The sequence below is a fragment of the Moorena sp. SIO3E8 genome, from assembly GCF_010692445.1.
In the GTDB taxonomy this organism is placed as follows: domain Bacteria; phylum Cyanobacteriota; class Cyanobacteriia; order Cyanobacteriales; family Coleofasciculaceae; genus Moorena; species Moorena bouillonii.
In genome coordinates, this window is the sequence record NZ_JAAHHM010000129.1 from 1 (window position 1) to 17,253 (window position 17,253).

13 protein-coding genes are annotated in these 17,253 nt (G+C 43.7%); 4 read left to right on the forward strand and 9 right to left on the reverse strand.

Features of this window, described 5'->3' with window-relative positions:
* Positions 1-71: 71 nt before the first annotated feature.
* From F6K46_RS31625 to F6K46_RS31650, 6 genes are all read right to left on the reverse strand, one after another.
* Complete coding sequence (locus F6K46_RS31625) at positions 72-1,022, reverse strand: calcium-binding protein (protein WP_293065345.1); 951 nt, start codon at positions 1,020-1,022, stop codon at positions 72-74.
* Positions 1,023-1,189: 167 nt separating this feature from the next.
* Positions 1,190-1,852: a YggS family pyridoxal phosphate-dependent enzyme gene (locus tag F6K46_RS31630; protein ID WP_293065348.1), complete on the reverse strand. Its 663-nt coding sequence runs from the start codon at positions 1,850-1,852 to the stop codon at positions 1,190-1,192.
* 53 nt (positions 1,853-1,905) lie between these two features.
* The gene (locus F6K46_RS31635) at positions 1,906-4,293 is read right to left on the reverse strand and encodes a CHASE2 domain-containing serine/threonine-protein kinase (protein ID WP_293065351.1); all 2,388 of its coding nucleotides are present in this window, start codon (positions 4,291-4,293) and stop codon (positions 1,906-1,908) included.
* A gap of 843 nt (positions 4,294-5,136) precedes the next feature.
* Positions 5,137-5,274, reverse strand: coding sequence for a photosystem II reaction center protein K (locus tag F6K46_RS31640; protein ID WP_008177837.1), 138 nt, complete (start codon positions 5,272-5,274; stop codon positions 5,137-5,139).
* Between the two features lie 47 nt (positions 5,275-5,321).
* Positions 5,322-6,446 carry a tRNA guanosine(34) transglycosylase Tgt gene (tgt, locus tag F6K46_RS31645; RefSeq protein ID WP_293065354.1) on the reverse strand — a complete coding sequence of 375 codons (1,125 nt, stop codon included), beginning with the start codon at positions 6,444-6,446 and terminating at the stop codon, positions 5,322-5,324.
* 525 nt (positions 6,447-6,971) lie between these two features.
* Complete coding sequence (locus F6K46_RS31650) at positions 6,972-7,424, reverse strand: hypothetical protein (protein WP_293065357.1); 453 nt, start codon at positions 7,422-7,424, stop codon at positions 6,972-6,974.
* Between the two features lie 421 nt (positions 7,425-7,845).
* On the opposite strand from F6K46_RS31650, the gene cobS reads away from it, so the two are divergent.
* A complete protein-coding gene (cobS, locus tag F6K46_RS31655; RefSeq protein WP_293065360.1) occupies positions 7,846-8,640 on the forward strand; it encodes an adenosylcobinamide-GDP ribazoletransferase in 795 nt (264 codons plus the stop codon).
* Between the two features lie 73 nt (positions 8,641-8,713).
* Here cobS and F6K46_RS31660 read toward each other — a convergent pair whose 3' ends face one another.
* On the reverse strand, positions 8,714-9,163 hold the full coding sequence (locus tag F6K46_RS31660) for a PPC domain-containing protein (protein WP_293024360.1): 450 nt from the start codon (positions 9,161-9,163) through the stop codon (positions 8,714-8,716).
* A 446-nt stretch (positions 9,164-9,609) separates the two neighbouring features.
* Here F6K46_RS31660 and F6K46_RS31665 point away from each other — a divergent pair, with 446 nt between their 5' ends.
* A complete protein-coding gene (locus F6K46_RS31665; protein WP_293065363.1) occupies positions 9,610-10,059 on the forward strand; it encodes a helix-turn-helix domain-containing protein in 450 nt (149 codons plus the stop codon).
* Here the strand turns inward: F6K46_RS31665 and F6K46_RS31670 are convergent.
* A complete protein-coding gene (locus F6K46_RS31670; RefSeq protein ID WP_293065366.1) occupies positions 10,000-12,879 on the reverse strand; it encodes a family 10 glycosylhydrolase in 2,880 nt (959 codons plus the stop codon). The two genes, F6K46_RS31665 and F6K46_RS31670, sit on opposite strands and share 60 nt — an antisense overlap.
* Before the next feature lie 198 nt (positions 12,880-13,077).
* Positions 13,078-13,338: a BrnA antitoxin family protein gene (locus F6K46_RS31675; RefSeq protein WP_293024366.1), complete on the reverse strand. Its 261-nt coding sequence runs from the start codon at positions 13,336-13,338 to the stop codon at positions 13,078-13,080.
* Between the two features lie 455 nt (positions 13,339-13,793).
* Here F6K46_RS31675 and F6K46_RS31680 point away from each other — a divergent pair, with 455 nt between their 5' ends.
* Together F6K46_RS31680 and F6K46_RS31685 are read left to right on the forward strand one after the other, a co-directional pair.
* Positions 13,794-15,848 carry an AAA-like domain-containing protein gene (locus F6K46_RS31680; protein WP_293065368.1) on the forward strand — a complete coding sequence of 685 codons (2,055 nt, stop codon included), beginning with the start codon at positions 13,794-13,796 and terminating at the stop codon, positions 15,846-15,848.
* A 213-nt stretch (positions 15,849-16,061) separates the two neighbouring features.
* On the forward strand, positions 16,062-17,150 hold the full coding sequence (locus F6K46_RS31685; RefSeq protein WP_366510822.1) for an AAA-like domain-containing protein: 1,089 nt from the start codon (positions 16,062-16,064) through the stop codon (positions 17,148-17,150).
* Positions 17,151-17,253 lie beyond the last annotated feature (103 nt).

Genomic DNA, 17,253 nt, shown 5'->3' on the forward strand with positions numbered 1-17,253 from the left:
TGCCATCAAAATATCTTAACACAAACCAGGTGAATGATAACTGTTAATTTACATAAACCCTGTCCCGGCTATCATCCCGACACCAAATCAAAGATTATGGTGCGGGGCTTCTCGCCGGGGTAGCTAACAATTTCAATCCTGTCTCCCTGTTGGACATTGAAATCGGTAATCCTGTCAATTCCGCTTTCCGGTCGTGGAACTTCCGAGTCAGAGTTCCTCGACAATAGGGAACTATCAGTTATGTTGATTCCCGTTGAAGGTTGTAGCGGTTGTGATGAAGGGATTGAAGGGGGAAAGATGGGTAATGGACGATTTCTAAATGTGAACTGAAAGATATCAGCTCCATGACCACCAGTCAGGGTATCGCTACCGTTGCCACCTACTAGAGAATCATCACCATTCCCACCAATTAGATAATCATTCCCGCCACCAAAGACATTTTGATCATCACCATCACCAATTAGGGTATCATTGCCAGTGCCACCAATGAGAGTATCACTGCTACCTCCACCTTCGAGGACATCATTTCCCTCTCCACCATCAAGGATGTCACTACCTGGATTATAGTTTATGGGAATTCCAGTCAAACGCCTACGAACATCACCTAAAAGGGAATCATCACCAGCTCCGCCTTTTAAGACATCATTCCCATCTGCTCCGTTGAGAGTGTCATTTCCTGTTCCACCGTCGAGGAAATCATGATCAGATGTCTGTTTAACCTCAAACAAACTCAATCCAAAGCTAGGACCCGGTCCACCAGTAAGGACATCATTCCCTGAGCCACCAATCAGGGTATCATTACCCTCTCCACCATCGAGAGTATCCGAATCCTCCTCCCCTTCAAGACGGTCATTACCTCCTCGACCATTGAGAATATCATCCCCAGCTCTACCTTTGAGGGTATCATCCTGTGAGCCACCGTTGAGAGTATCGTTGCCACTGCCACCTATGAGAATTACACTAGTATTTGTAGTATTTGTTTCCAACCCCACGAAGTTAAAGTTAAACATTTCTTCGAGCACCTATTCCTATCCAACTCCGACCTCCTTTATTGTCTGGTCTTAGGTATGGTAACGGTAGCCAAATTGGCAGTATTTGGCCAATTTGACCGATTTCTTGGTGCGCGTTCCCTAGGTTAGGTTTCCCGACCTGGGTCGCACCGCAAAATACCGTTAAAAATGCTCAATAACTATTGACGTTTTCCGAAAATTTTGCTCCCTAGGCGAATCATCGTTGCTCCTGCTTTAATAGCCTGCAAATAATCTCCCGACATTCCCATTGACACTTCTTTTAAATTTAAATGAGTTGTTTGATTAAGCTGTTCCTTGAATTTAGCAACTTCTACAAATGCATCAAAAATTTCAGCTTCCGATAACCCCAAGGGAAGAATCGTCATTAACCCTTGAATATCTAAGGAATCGCAAGCTTCCAATTCTGGTAACGTTTCTAATAACTGCTCAACAGACCAACCATATTTATTAGGATCGGGCAAAATCTTGATTTGTAAACAAACCTTAGGTCGTTTATTTAACTCATTGGCACGCCGATTTAAACTCTGGGCTAACTTTAAATCATCAACGGAATGAATCCAGTCCATTGTTTGAACAGCAAGTTTGGCTTTATTCTTTTGTAAGTGACCGATAAAATGCCAGGAAATCTCTTCTAAATCTTGTAACTGTTCTTGCTTAGCACAAGCCTCTTGCAAGCGATTTTCTCCAAAATCCCGAATTCCCGCATTATAGGCTTCCCGCATTTTGTCTACAGATACGGTTTTGCTAACTGCAATTAAACGGACATTAGGTTTTAACTGTTGACGAATCTGCTGGATATTATCAGTAATACGTGTAGTCATAGTGAAAGGTATTTTTTCCATAGTCTTCCCTATTCCCTTTTTCCTCCATACCTTTAACCACCAATCACTTTGGACAAATCTTGCAGGATTACCTCAGCTGACTGGTATCTATCAGCGAAATGATAGCTTACCATCTTTTCTATAATTTGGGCAAATTCTTCAGGTACATCTGCCAGGTTGCGCCAGATCACTTCACCAGTTTCTGGGGAAATGGGCAAATGATAGGGACGAATTCCAGTTAATCCTTGAATCCCAATCATACCTAAAGCATAAATATCACTATTGAAACTGGGGTGTCCCGCTAATTGCTCTGGTGGGGCATAACCACGAGAGCCAATGGCAACCGTATCATTTTTTTCCTCACTTTGCTCTGGGCTTTTAATCTGTTTAACTGCTCCGAAGTCAATTAGTACCAGTTGACCATCAGTTTGACGACGGATAATATTGCCAGGTTTGATATCCCGGTGGATGACGCCGTATTTGTGGATAAAGACGATAATTTCTAAAATATCTTTCAGTATATCTGCGACTTCCTTCACTCCAAGCCGTTTATCTACTGGTAATTCGTCACTAAGGGACTGACCGGGAATATATTCTTCCACTAAGTAAAATACTTGATCTTCTTCAAAATAAGCTAGTAGTCGAGGAATCTTTAAATGATTACCCAAAATTTCTAATATGTCTGCTTCAGTGCTGAATAGGCGTCTGGCAATTTTCAAGAATTGCGGATCGCTACGAGCCGGTTTCAATTGCTTGACCACACACTGGGGTGAACCAGGTCGCTGAGTATCTTCTGCTAGATGCACTAGACCAAACCCACCCGAACCCAGAACACGCTTGGTTTGGTAGCGTCCAGCTAGGAGGTTATGTTGGGGTCGGTACTCTACCGATGTGCCATCAGGGTCTGCACCTGCTGTTGGGTTCCAAATTGCTGTGGCATCTTCTTGAGATAAATCGGTTTGTGGTATCGGTATAGTTTTGGTGTTAGTGCTGGAGATGGTTTCGTTTTTTTCTTTCAACAACGCCTGTAACAAGGCTAAGTTCTGTTCCTGTTCTTGAGCTTTTGCTTCAATTTTGCGGCGCTCTTGCTCTGCTTTTATGCTCTCCTGTTTAGCTTTGTAACCGGTGTAAGTCATTACACCAGTACCCGAAAGGATTAATGCCAACGCAGGTGCCACGACAGGTATCCATCCTGAGTTGAGAAATAGCAGGTAGGATGTTCCTACCAAAATACCTAAAGCAATACTCTCAGACAGTACTAACTGTCGAGTGTTGCGGCTTACCCCAACTAACACGCCCCCGATTAGTGTCCAACCCCAAATCCACAAGCCTTCTGTCCACTCAGACCAAAACCAAAACTGTTCTCTTCCCTCTCCAAGTGCGCCACTGACCAGTTGACTCACAATTTGACCATGTATCATGACTCCTTGCATATGCTTGCTTTCTTTTTGAGCAAAACTGTAGGGTGTTAAGAAGTCATCATCTTTGATACTAGGAGCATTCATACCGATTAGGACAATCCGGTCTTTGACCAAGTCCGGTTCAATCTCCTCATTCAGCACCTTACTTAAGGTAACGGTATCAGCAAGGTGATCAGCAGAGCGGTAATTCAATAAAATTTGGTAGCCTCCCGTATCTCCCTTTTGGTAACCTCCAGCAGTAGGAGATATCTTGTTATAGACTGTTTTTCCTAGCTTCATCTGTTTTGGGGAGATGTTTTCGGGCTTGATTCCCCGCTGTTCCAAATAGCTTCGCGCTAACTGAAAGCCAAATGCTAATCTGGTGGTGCAACCTGGGATGCTGGTATTCTCAAAATATAATGGAGCCCGCCGGACGATTCCATCCGGATCTTCAAGTAGATTAACAAAGCCTACACGATGCTGAGAAATGTTTGGGGGGGCTGCAACACTGGATGCTTCTGATTGACCCCGATAGCAAATTGGAATTATGCGATCGCTACTTTGCAGTAGTTCAGAAAATTCAGCATTACCCGGTTCTACCGGACTGTCTCGAAAGATATCCACACCAATAACGGCTGGTTGATGTTGCTCCAGCTTCTGTAATAGCTGATACATTACAGCATCTTTGATTGAAGACCCTCCTGGAGCTGTTGTGCCTTTTAAATCTGGCTCAGTTACCTCTACTACTAAGAGGCGCTCATCTGGTGGTAAAGCTGGTCGCAGCTCTATCATCCGGTCGAAAGCCTTTAACTCAAAAAACTGCAACATTCCTAGGTGCTTATACCCTAGCATTAAACCAGTTACGGCCAAACTCGCTATCAATGCTGGGTTTATCCCAACATATTTCCCCAAGCGTTTCAGCCGCGACCAAGTTTTCGCAGATTTTCCGGGCGGGGGGGAGGGATTTTCCGCCTGGGGGCTAATAAGTTTTGAGTTGTTTGGTGACTCTTCTGTCGCCACTTTTACCAGCTGAGCAGTCATATATTATAGTTATCATTAGAAACTATCACCCTTGATGATTCTATAAATAATACGATCAACGGTTCGATCACCCTGTAGAGTAGTGACTCATTCCTTGATTCAATGCCCTGACTTAAGTTGGAAACGTTGCTCTGAATATTTTCCCGATCGATTTAATCGATTTAGGAAAAGCAATGGAAGCCTTGTTGCTTAAACTACCATTTTGCTTTTTCGTGGGCTTGGAAGCAAGTCGTCCTTATTCTGTCAAGCTATCAATCGGATTATCTGAAATTTGTCTTCAATTTCGCCGTGGTCAACCGCCCTTATGCCAATTATTATTGATGCCCACCTGACTCACAGTATTGGGTAATTCCACATTGATAGTTTTGATAGCAAAAACCTGCACTTAGCCTATACAAACAGCTTTCTGTATTTTAGCTTAACAATCGGTGGATAGTATGTATCCCAGATATCAGCAAGCTTTACTACTCACAGGATACCCTACCGCGAACGTTCCTGTTTTTGATTGCTTTATCCACACTATTCGGTTCAATCCCTGGTTGATATTTCCTACAGGCGCACTATTAATCTACACCATCATCAACCCTGCCAACTGATCATCCCACCATGACCTAAGTGGTTCATAGGTGGGATGAATCGTAGGGCTTATTGATTACGTAGTCTTCATCAGAGACAAACGTTGGTCAGGTATTGAGGTTACTCACCCCCGGATTCATCCGTCGGGTTTGTACTACTCTCTTCTGACACAATCTCGAGCTTTTTGGGAGATATGTCTAAATTTGTTGATATTTATCGATCAAACTAACCCCTAGAGCCAAACAGGTTTTCTAGGGGTGGAGAAGTTTACCGGAAACCCACGGCGGCTTGCCAGACAAAGGCTAGCAGCAAGAAGAACACAGGGATGACTGGTAGAACGTCCACCACTGGACCAAAAATAGAGTAAGCTTCGGGTAATGTTCCTAACAGGAGTGCAGCTTCCATATCTTAAATCTTCCTTTCCAACACAGATTTAATAATTGACATGTATCTTAACATGAAGTGAACAGCCATTGAGCAAATTGTGTAGTGAATTGATCACTTAAGATGGCTGCCCTGATAGCTTGGGTGAACCGAATCAACTCAGTCACATTGTGCTGAGAGATTAACATATAGCCTAGAGATTCACGCGATCGCACTAAATGGTTCAGATAAGCACGACTGAAATTCTGACAGCAATAGCAAGGACAACTGGCATCTAAGGGGGAAAAATCTTCCCGAAACCGGGCATTTTTCAAGTTCCAGCGTTCCCCCTGCACTAAGGCAGTACCATGACGTCCCAGGCGAGTGGGAATAACGCAGTCAAACAAGTCTATGCCAGATGCGATCGCTAAAACCATTTCCCTGTAGGTACCGACCCCCATCAGATAACGAGGCTTATGCCATGGCAGTAATGGAGCGGTTGTCTGGACAATTTGGTGAATCAATTCAGGCGGTTCCCCCACACTGACACCACCAATGGCATAACCTGGTAAATCCAACTCGACCAAGGATTCCGCAGCCTTTTGACGCAAATCTAGGTACACCCCACCCTGAACTATACCAAACAAAGCTTGTTGATCGGGGCGATTGTGGGCAACCATACAGCGTTTGAGCCAGCGATAGGTTCGTTGAGTTGCTAATTCCACCTCAATTCGCTCAGCTGGATAGGGGGGACACTCATCAAATGCCATGATCACATCTGCTCCCAAGGCATGCTGAATTTCCATACACCGTTCTGGGGTTAAATCAATCATCCGCCCATCCCGAGGAGATCGAAACGTCACCCCCTCTTCAGTAATAGTACGGAGCTGACTTAAGCTAAAGACCTGAAAGCCACCAGAATCAGTCAAGATTGGTCCGTTCCAACCCATAAATCGATGCAGCCCACCGGCTTGTTTAATGATGGCTTCTCCCGGTTGCAGATGGAGATGATAGGTATTAGCCAAAACCATTTGGGCCCCAGCTAGCTCTAACTGGGCTGGTGTTAGAGTTTTTACCGTTGCTAGGGTGCCTACTGGCATAAACCTGGGAGTTTCCACCACACCATGGGGGGTCACAAACACCCCAGCTCTTGCTTTAGTGTGGCTACAGGAAGCCTGACATTGAAATGAAAAATTATTTTTCTGTTGATTCAAGTTGATCTAGGTCTTGAAGTATCGTTAACTAGACCATAGCGTCTAATTCAGTTAACCCAGTTGACACTCCCCGCCCTGGAAGGACGGGGATTCTTGCTTCAATGCGGTGACTTGTTTAACCAGGCCGGAGCCAGGAAAAATAGAGGTCGCCTCTCCACAAGCGTATTTGGTCTTCGACCTAGGTTTCGGTGTGCCCCACCGTACCTTTTCAAAATCTATTTAACTAGATACTTTTTTATCTAAATGTTTCATAGACGTTTAAGTCGTTAGACCAAATTACGCAATATGTATCTCTTACATATTTTTTACGTTGCCTACTTATTTTTAGATAGTATTTATCTAGATTTTTAGTTTATTGTAATGGTTTTCAACTTAACACGCTCTGTGAAAACTGTCAAGTTTTAGCTGAAAAAGAAAGCCGTCCTATCAGGACGGGGCGCGATTACCCAATTTTTTCGGTAACCTGTAACCTGTAACCTTCTAACCTTCTAACCTTCTAACCTTCTAACCTTCTAACCTTCTAACCTAAAAAGGACAATCTCCATCATCATCAATTTGCACATCCCATTTCGCGCTTAGAACCTGTGTGAGCATAGCTTCAAGGGCTTCCGCCTGAAGTTGCTCAACACACTCTTGTTGCAAGGGATTCAACAGGGGAATCAGCCGCAACTGACGATTTTCGTGAATTAGGTCAAAGTATGCTTCTTGCTCTGGAGACTGACTCAGTTGTAAATAGTCAAAACTATGAACATTGATGTAAAGTGTCCGATTGGCAATCAGGGTAGAGCAATGGGGATCAGCAAATACTTCCTGAACTAACCCTTCCCCCTGGTTTTTTAGTTGACCATCGAGAGTGTGGATGTAACGGACGCAACCTAAATCACCAAGCAAGCGTTTCATATCTCGCTTGTTGATGATAATGCCAGTTTCAATGATGCAAGGAGCTGGAAGTTGGTGTCGAGATTGGTGGTGACTCATGGATAAAAGCCTATAATGCTTTTCAGGGCTGATATTGACATGCAACTGGTTAATTTAATTGATTGGCGAGGCAACCCTAAAGGTGAAACCAATTGATGAGAACACAGCTACGGCAACGGGTTAAAACCAACAATAAAGGTTAATAGTGTTAGGTTTTGGGTTAATGGTTATCGGACTTTATACCTAATCTAAGCATGCTTAATGGTTAATACAAGGGTATAAGCATGTAAGCGTGCCTAGTAAGCAGCAACAGATAATTCCAATAGATGCAGGAAATATTAGTAGCCCGTTGCTGTTGAGACCTAAGCCATAGGGTCGGGTAACTTGCTGCTTATAACAACAGCTTATGACACAATACTATCTCAATCTTTCGATGGTGCTCAAAGGAAAATTCCATAAATTTCAGTAACTGCTGTTACCCATGAAATATTTCACTGGACAACAATTTAGGCAATGGGGACGTCAACTTTTCCGTTCTTTGAGTAGTGCTGTAACTTTTTATACTATTATCCCCCTACCAGCTAGCTGGGGAATGGAGTTTCGGGGCATTGCCCGTTGGGCACCGATGATCGGATTGCTGATTGGGGGGATACTTGTAATATTAGACATCTTATTGCAACAGTTAGGGATGCCAGCACTCACTCGCTCTGCTGTAGTTGTGGTCAGCTGGGTTGCCCTGACTGGAGGATTACACTTAGATGGGGTGATAGACGCAGCTGATGGTTTAGCAGTTCCAGATCCCCAGCGCCGTTTAGATGTGATGGCAGATAGTGCTACAGGAGCGTTTGGGGCAATGGCAGCTTGTACTCTATTTTTGCTAAAAACTGCTGCCCTAACTGATATCGGGGCTTATCAGTGGGCAGCTTTGATGGGAGCAGCTGCTTGGGGACGCTGGGGACAAGTAGTAGCGATCGCATTTTATCCCTATCTCAAACCCACCGGTAAAGGGGCATTTCACAAACCATGGATACGTATTCCCCAAGATATTCTCTTGGGATTATTCGTTGTCTTAAGTTTATCTCTAGTGCCAGTGTTGCTAGATCCGACAAATACTTGGTTATCTTTAACCATGGCCATTGGAGGATGTGCGATCGCTCTACTGACTGGCGGCTGGTTTCACCGCCAGCTAGGGGGACATACTGGAGACACTTACGGAGCAGTGGTGGAATGGACAGAAGCCCTGTTTCTGTGCTTACTGACCCTGATCCTTAACTAATTACTTTTACTAATTCTTTGTCAAAGACGACCTGTTAGTTTATCGAGTACTTACCGACTCGACCACTAACCCCCTAAATTGGTTTAAGTCTGGTTATCTTTAATCTGAACTTGCCACCGCCGGTTGAGCCAAAGGCACGCACCCTGATAATGTACTCATCTGTCTCAGTGATGCGAGCAAATAACAAGGAGTTAGTACTGCCATCGGGTCCATCATCATTTTCCGCTACCATAGAACCGTCAGAAGCGATCACAGAGATCATCGTGTCAAAGTTGTCTGAGATCAGGTCAATGGCAACTTGGTCTCCCGCATCAAGAGTTACTACATAGTCTCGGGCAAAGCCACCATCCCCGATCGGAATATCTTTCTGAGTCAGGGTGTCAACAATTTCTTTGCTATGAGAAATCGGCTGCGGATTGTACAGGTTTTGTGCTCTGACTACCGGTGCAGTTACGCTCGTTGCCAACAACGTTGCTGCCACAGGCATAACCCAGCTAAACCAAGCAGCAAAAGCTTTACTCATTTAAATATATCTTTTAGTTGGTAACATTTATAACACTGTACCCTAACCCCCTTAAAAAAGGAGGGTGGTGTTGAGTATGGGCTTGAAGCAGACCCAGGCTATCCCCTGACGATACAACTAGCTTACTTTACTACTGACAGGATGTCTCACTGCCAAATTTTTAATATTTTTTCTGCTTTACTCTAGTCATTCTAGCACCACCAAAAAGCATAAATTTAACGCGATCGCTATTGCCACCTCACTTCGACATCACCAACTTTATCCAAGAATTAAAACCTTCGAGTCAGGTCTCCTCTCTCCTCAAAAAAACCGCCAATTTCTGACATCAAACTGAGGGTATTTAACTCAATAGTTACTTCGGAAGAGATTTTTTTAACTAGACCTTGTCAATGATTAATTTATCCTATATAATAGTGATATAGGAAGAGTTAAAACAAAAGAGAAAAATGAACAAGTGTGTTTGTACTACCGAAGCAGCATCTCTCTTAGGTATTTCTTCTCGGCGATTGCGCCAACTTCTAGAGAAGGGTCGGGTTCGGGGTGCCTATAAAAGCGGGAAATTCTGGATTATTCCCTTGTTTAACAATCTCCCGCAAATCACCAAGGGCACTAGAGGACCAAAAGGCAAATGGCGCACTAATCGTCCTCCGGCTATAGCTAAAATCAATGTCAATCGCAATAATATTGGCTCGAATATCCACAAAAGCCCCGAAGAACGGAAGCCAGTGATTTCCGTAAAACGAAGCGGCAACAATATATACGGCAACCAAGTAGAAATCCTTGGCCCTTGCCGCATTGTCTATAACCCAGATAAGCCACTATCTTGCGGTGCTCGTCTATGGATCGAGACCTTCAGTGATGTCCACTTCATTGGTGGCAGTTTCCCTGCCAGCTAATGGTCGATTTTGGAGGGTCCGCTCACCATAGCGCAATAATCGTTGGATCGCTTCCAGACGGTTGTCCCATACCTGGACTTGATAGGGTTGCTCAACGGATTGTCCAAACATCCACGTTTGAAAGCGACTACGGAAGGATGACATGGACAATTGTGCTGATAACAAGCTCATCATGGATGGCTTCTCGGCTAGTCGATTCAGCAACAGGGAAAGGGTATCGGCTTGTTGTCCCCAGTCTGAAAGGTCTGGTTCTCCAACTACTATTTGATTATTTGCCAACATAAAACTCCATTCCTGTTGCAGAGCCTGATAACGTTCTGCTGCAGCTAGGAACGGTTGACGATAAGGTACTTGTACTTCAGTGGTAGGCTCTTCTTGTCCTTGAGTGCGAGTCAAGATACCCCTGAGATTATCATTGAGATTTTCTACTGCAAATAGGGCATAGCCAGGAGCTGGTAAATCTCGCAGCAGTTGGATTTGGTCAACAGCTACAATATCGGGCAAATTCAATAGGCGAATTCCTGGCAAAACTAAGGCTGAGCTGATGGAGGATTTAGTTAGCCATGGTTGGGCTAATTTTTGTAACTCTTCCGTTTCCAACGCATAAGTCATTGGTACCATCAAGTCAATCTCACCCCGAGACGCCCAATCTTCCCAGTTTTGTTGGATTTTTTGCAATCGGTCTTCCCGAGGCATGGGAAATACAGCAGCAGAGATAATCAACTCGGAACGTTTCTGGCGCAGCATTTGTGACACTGACTTGACTAAAGTGTCGATTTGTTTGATACGAAAATCTGTCCACTGTCGCCATAAGTTCTGATCCTTTGGCTCAATCTCAATCGGGTCAACACCGGTCAATGCCTGGAACTGTTCACGGGCTGCCTTACCATAACCAAAGGTATGACCAGCTTTGGGGTCTTGAAACGGATAGCGAATATAGTCCAGCTGAATCCCATCTACTTCATAGTTGCTGGCTATTTCTTCCAATAGCTTGGTTAGATAATCCCGTACTTCCGGATTAGCCGGATCAAGAAATGCCTTTCTAGTTCTCTTGTGAAACACACGTTTTTCGTTATCCAAGATTGCCCAGTCTGGATTCTTGGATAGCACTGGTCCGAGATAGTCTGCTGGTTGATCCAAAACTGCATTGTGCCGCTGGTTAGCTGCAGCAAATATCCAAACCCAAGCGTGCAATTCCATCCCTCGTTCATGGGCTAACTTGACTGCTGCTTTTAGGGGATCCCATCCCTCAACCAGGGGATTTTGCTCTGGTGCGATCGCACTCGGGTAAATCGTATAACTAGCGTTAACCGTTTCAAAAAAGATGGTGTGAAAACCAGCTGTAGCCAATTTGTCAAAAATCTTAGCTAAATCTTTTTCAGACTTCGCTTTAACAATAGTACCCCGGTCTAGCCAAATGGCTCGAATCTCTGACTGGGCTAGTTTACGATCAGTTGGGTAGTTTTCCCATAGGGTATTTCGTGCTGTCATCCACAGCTGACTTGCCTTTTGATACTCTCTGCGAGCCACTGCTCGACGGAAATTTTCCAAACCCACTCTGGCCTGATGCAATGCCTCAATAGCTGAGTCAGTAGCTGAATCAGTTTCATCCGTTTTACCCTCAGAGGTTTCCTCGGAAGTTTCCGACACTTGCTTAGTACCAGCAGTGACAAATTGTTCAATAGCAGTGCCTGTAGATAAATTCAGATTACTGTTAGCTGCATCGGCTCTTAGCAAAGCACTTTCAAACCGACCAATCAGATTTTCCAACTCCCGCTCCATCGCAGTAGCTTGCTTTAGGGTTCGAATTCGTCTTCTATATCGTGGTGGTGGGGCTTTTGCTGGCTTGGGTGACGGTGCTAATCGGGAATTAGTAGGCTTGGCTGAAGCATCTGTGTTATTGCCAGACTCTGCATCTTCTGTTTCCACCTGTTTCTGGGCAATAGTAGTGTCGATATCCCGACAATGTTGTGGTGAGTGATCAGAGGATTCAGACGATGTAGATGAATTAGTGATGAGTTGGACATCAGTAAGTTGGACATCAGTGACTTGGACATCATAGCGACCAAGAGCCGCTCGTAACCAAGCACTATCGACTTCTGCCGGAGCTACCCGATCGATACCCCAGCGCCAACCAAAAAACGTAGCATTATTAGAGGTTACTACAGCAGGGGGCTTGTCAACCTGACTCCAGACCGCAACAGTAGTGGAATTAAGATCAGCAGGAATAAGAGTACCACCCTGGATGATACCTGTAATTCCAGTATTCTGCACCCATGTTTGGTTACTGTCTGGGGAAGGATGGAGGATAGAGGGTTGAGTCATCGCAAACCCCCAATAGGCACCCAAAAGCTCACGCAATTGTTTGCGGATGTCAGGTTTGGAAAGTAATCCAGTCGGACCGCTGACAATAACTTTTCCTCCTTGTGCAATCCACTCCTGTAACGCTTGGAATTGTTTTGGGTGGAGGAACTCGACATTGGGCAAAAATAGCAAGTTAGTGTTATCGAAGTCAGAGGCTTTCTTAACTTCAGTCAAGTCAACAATACAGTAGTTAACTCCAATTGAATGTAAGCGTTCGGTAATTCCAGACCAATGCCCTTGATTATCCCGACTTTTAACTACTCCTAGCTGCACCGTTTCAGCTCTAGCAGCTGGTAACCATGGTAGGGAATTGAGCAAAAGCCCGATCAAGGTACTAACGACAATAGTCTTGGGATCGATAGGATTAGATTTGAGTATAGTCAAATCTCTGATCAAGGGGGTTAGCTGCTTGGACAAATACCACTGCCAATTGGAACTATCACTACTGCTGAACACCGTTCACTCCTTAAAATTAGTTATCAAAATCTTAACCTCTCTTAGCAATTCACAACGTTCGTTAGCGAGAAGTGGGGATTTAGATCAGTCAGTGCGATCGCATTAGGTATTGGTTCAATTGCAGTTTATAACTTGTATAACCCATACGGGATATCATCTCAGCTAATTCTAGCCGAGATGAACGGAATAGTTTTACCATCAATGATTACTTTTCTTTAGTTGATGATTAACATAACTACGAAGAACGTTATTAATCGATGATTGATAGCCTTTTCCTTGACTTTTGAACCAGTCTATGATGTCACTATCTAAGCGAATAGAAATCGCTTTTTTAGTAATCGGTTTAACCATTTTGGCATTTTCCCAGAAATGATCATCTAACTCAGGTATATCTGAAGTATCAATTTCAGAGTCAGGAATATTTTTGATTTCTTCAAGTCGTTTTGGCGAGATACTCATAATACTTTTTCCTTGTCTTGCAGCGGTCAGCGGTCAGTGGTCAGCCGTCAGCTTTCCATAACTCAGATTAAACTAATGCTTACCTGTTGTCTTGATGCAATAGCGAGTGGGGGAAACCCCCAAGACCGCGCTGCATCGCTTATTCAAAAGCTGTTATCTTTGCTTACCCTATGCCCATAAGCTGATAGCTGATAGCTGATAGCCTAGCGCATATGCTTAGCTACGGAGTAGGAGTATGAAGTAAGGTGAAGCAAATTGGATGGCTCTAATAATTATTAAAAACGCTAGAATTATTTGTGTATAAAAATAAAACGTAAATATTCAGGTAAGCTTATGGGCATAGGCTGATAGCTGATAGCTGTTCGCGTAGCGTGCGCGTAGCGCTTAAGCTGATAGCTGATAGCTTACGATAAACCCTACCGAAATTAATATCCTAGATAGGTTGGGCATCTCCCATGAAAACTAATAACCATCGGTCAGTCTGTGGGAAATTAAAGCAGCAGTTAAATAACAGAGTTAAACGCTGGTTTAATTCCCCTAAAAATGGTCATAGCAGCACCACACAAACAATAACTGTTACTGTGGCAGAGCCTTATGCTCCCTACAAACCTCCCTCAACTCCTCAACAACCTAACCACAGCAACGGCGTAATTCATCTTACCTGGCTGCCTGGTGATCGGCTACAAAACGGTAAGTACACTATCGAAAAAAAACTAGGACAAGGTGGGCTGGGTATTACCTATTTAGCCCGAAATAATAAAACAGGCGATCGCATTGTTATTAAAACTATCCTTAATCATGTACTACGCCAAGATAATTTATTAGAATATTGGAAAATTTTTGCCAACGAAGCGGTAAAGTTAGCCCAATGTAGCTGTGGGAATCCTCATCTAGTCAGCTTATGTGAAGAAATCATCCGAGAAGGTGAATTGCCTTGCCTAATCATGGAATACATCGAGGGGGAAACCTTGTCGGCTCTGGTGAAACAGCAGGGTGTGCTTTCGGAAGAGCAAGCCTTGCTTTACATCCAGCAAATTGGTAGCGCCCTCTGGGACATTCATCAGCAAGGGTTGCTCCATCGGGATGTTAAACCTAATAACATCATGGTCCGGAACGATGGTACTGGTGCGGTGTTGATTGATTTGGGTATTGCTACTAAGTTTGTCCCTGGGGTTACCCAAACTCATCTTTGTGCTGTGACTCCAGGCTATGCTCCTCTGGAACAATATGAGTTCCGAGCGCAACAGGGTCCCTACACCGATGTTTATGCTTTGGCCGCTACCTTGTATGTGCTCTTAACTGGAAATGAACCACTACCAGCTGATGAGCGGGTTGAGGGAACTGTATTACCACCACCAAAGGATTTGAATCCTCAGATTAGCGATCGCATAAATCGAGCCATTCTTCATGGTATGAATTTAGTGGCTAGGGATCGCCCTCAGTCTATACCAGAATTTTTAAACTTACTGGGTATTGAATTACCAACTAATAATAGCACAAATAGCACCAATAATCAACTACATACAACCGCTCAAGTTGGAGACTTTTATATAGAACGTCCCCAAGATACTGAGTGTTATCAGAAGATTTCACAACCAGGAGCGCTAATTCGGATTAAAGCACCGAAGCTGATGGGTAAAACCTTACTCAGTCATCGGATTCTTGATTATGCTAAGTCTAGGGATTATCGCACAGTTTATTTAAATCTGAATGAGTTTCCTTGCCATGACTTGGATATATTTTTACAGTCTTTTTGTGTGCGGGTTGGTCAAAAACTGAAATTGCCCAATCAGTTGCAAAATTATTGGGAAGATAGTTTTTTTACCAGTGAAGTAAAGTGTAGTACCTACTTTGAAGAGTATTTGTTGGTTTCTTCAGAGACTCCTTTGGTTTTATGTCTCGATAACCTAGAACGAGTTTTTCCTCATCAACACGTTGCTGAAGGGTTTCTTACTTTGCTGCGGAGTTGGCATGAAAATGGCCAGTTTTATGATAGTTGGAAAAGACTGCGGTTGATAGTGGTTTATGCTACGGAAGTTTATATTGATTTGGCTATCAATAAGTCGCCTTTTAATGTAGGATATCCTGTAGATTTAACTGATTTTTCCTTGAAACAGGTTCAGGATTTGGCGAAATTTCATGGTCTAAATTTATCAGTTAATTCATTGCAAAAATTAATCACTATGGTAGGAGGACATCCTTATTTATTACAGTTAGCTTTCTCTACTCTTAGCAAAAATCCCAACATCACCATCGAGCATCTTTTAGAAACCGCCCCGACAGAATCAGGAATTTATCGCCATCATTTGCGAGAGCTTTTAAATAATCTGATGCTCCATCCCAATTTACTAAACGCTTTCAAAAAATTACTGACAACTACTCAAGCAGTGCGCCTGGATTATAAGGAAACATATCTGTTAGAAAGTCTGGGATTAGTGAAAGCAATCGGTAATGATTGTATTCCGAGATATAATTTGTATCGTGAGTATTTTAGTAACAGACTTTTATAGTTAGGGAGCAGGGAGCAGGGAGCAGGGAGCAGTGAATTAGGAAGAGTAAATAAATCCTGTAAAACTCTATAACTATATCATCAAATCCAATACTGTATCCCTTTAGCATAAAACCAAATACTACTCGAATATATTCACTACTGTTCCCTGTTCCCGATTCCCGATTCCCGATTCCCGATTCCCGATTCCCGATTCCCGATTCCCTTTCCTACCATGAAAAACCAACCAACAATCTATCAAGTTGGGGGAAGTTTACCTAACGATGCTGCTACTTATGCAGTCAGAAAAGCTGATAAAGAAATTTTTGATGCTTTGATGGCTGGGGAATTTTGTTATGTGCTCAACTCGCGACAGATGGGTAAGTCTAGTTTGCGGGTAAAAACCATGCAAAGACTAATAGAGGCGGGAGTAGCTTGTGCTTCTGTTGATGTTACCCAAATTGGCAATTACGTAACGTCAGAGCAATGGTATGCTAGCTTAATTAAGACTATGGTAAATAGTTTTAAGCTCTCAGATAAATTCAAGGTCTTACCTTGGTTACGAGAGCGTAAGCAACTCTCCCCAGTCATGTGGTTGGGTGAGTTTATTGAAGAGGTGCTGTTGTCAGAGATTCCAGACAATATTGTGATTTTTCTGGATGAAATTGACAGTATTATTAAGGTAGAGTTTAAAGATGATTTCTTTGCCTTTATTCGCAGTTGTTATAACCAAAGATCGGAAAATCCTGCCTACAATCGGCTGAATTTTTGTTTGCTGGGAGTAGCAACTCCAGCGGATTTGATTCAGGATAAACAGCGCACTCCCTTTAATATTGGTCGGGATATTGAACTGACTGGCTTTACCTTTGAAGAAGCGAAAACACCACTGCTCCCTGGTTTGGTAGGGAAAGTGGATAATCCTCAACAGGTGTTAGCTGAGATATTGAACTGGACGGGGGGACAACCGTTTCTGACCCAGAAGTTGTGTAAGTTAATGGTGGAGCATTCTCAAGCTTCCCCCTTATTAAGGGGGACGGGAGGGGGATCTATCGATAACACTCCGGAATTGGGATCCCCCCTAACCCCCCTTAACAAGGGGGGAACTTCTGGAGGGGGATCTATCGATAGCACTTCGGGATTGGGATCCCCCCTAACCCCCCTTAACAAGGGGGGAACTGGAGTTGAGGGCACTTCTGGAGGGAAATCAAACCATTCTCAAGCTTCCCCCTTATTAAGGGGGACGGGAGGGGGATCTATCGATAGCACTTCGGGATTGGGATCCCCCCTAACCCCCCTTAACAAGCTATCCATTAGGCAAAAGTAGTCGAAACAGTGATAGAGACTAGGATTTAGGCAAGGATTGGGAGAGGAGTGGTGAGAGCCATTATTAAACTAACAGGGATTTCCCAAGACTGCGGTCGCAAAAT

Excerpts from the sequence above, each read along its gene's own strand:
- F6K46_RS31685 (WP_366510822.1), top strand. The coding sequence starts at position 16,062 with ATGAAAAACCAACCAACAATCTATCAAGTTGGGGGAAGTTTACCTAAC.
- F6K46_RS31630 (WP_293065348.1), bottom strand. The coding sequence starts at position 1,852 with ATGACTACACGTATTACTGATAATATCCAGCAGATTCGTCAACAGTTA.
- F6K46_RS31640 (WP_008177837.1), bottom strand. The coding sequence starts at position 5,274 with ATGGAAGCTGCACTCCTGTTAGGAACATTACCCGAAGCTTACTCTATT.
- F6K46_RS31680 (WP_293065368.1), top strand. The coding sequence starts at position 13,794 with ATGAAAACTAATAACCATCGGTCAGTCTGTGGGAAATTAAAGCAGCAG.
- F6K46_RS31660 (WP_293024360.1), bottom strand. The coding sequence starts at position 9,163 with ATGAGTAAAGCTTTTGCTGCTTGGTTTAGCTGGGTTATGCCTGTGGCA.
- F6K46_RS31675 (WP_293024366.1), bottom strand. The coding sequence starts at position 13,338 with ATGAGTATCTCGCCAAAACGACTTGAAGAAATCAAAAATATTCCTGAC.
- F6K46_RS31650 (WP_293065357.1), bottom strand. The coding sequence starts at position 7,424 with ATGAGTCACCACCAATCTCGACACCAACTTCCAGCTCCTTGCATCATT.
- cobS (WP_293065360.1), top strand. The coding sequence starts at position 7,846 with ATGAAATATTTCACTGGACAACAATTTAGGCAATGGGGACGTCAACTT.
- F6K46_RS31635 (WP_293065351.1), bottom strand. The coding sequence starts at position 4,293 with ATGACTGCTCAGCTGGTAAAAGTGGCGACAGAAGAGTCACCAAACAAC.
- F6K46_RS31665 (WP_293065363.1), top strand. The coding sequence starts at position 9,610 with ATGAACAAGTGTGTTTGTACTACCGAAGCAGCATCTCTCTTAGGTATT.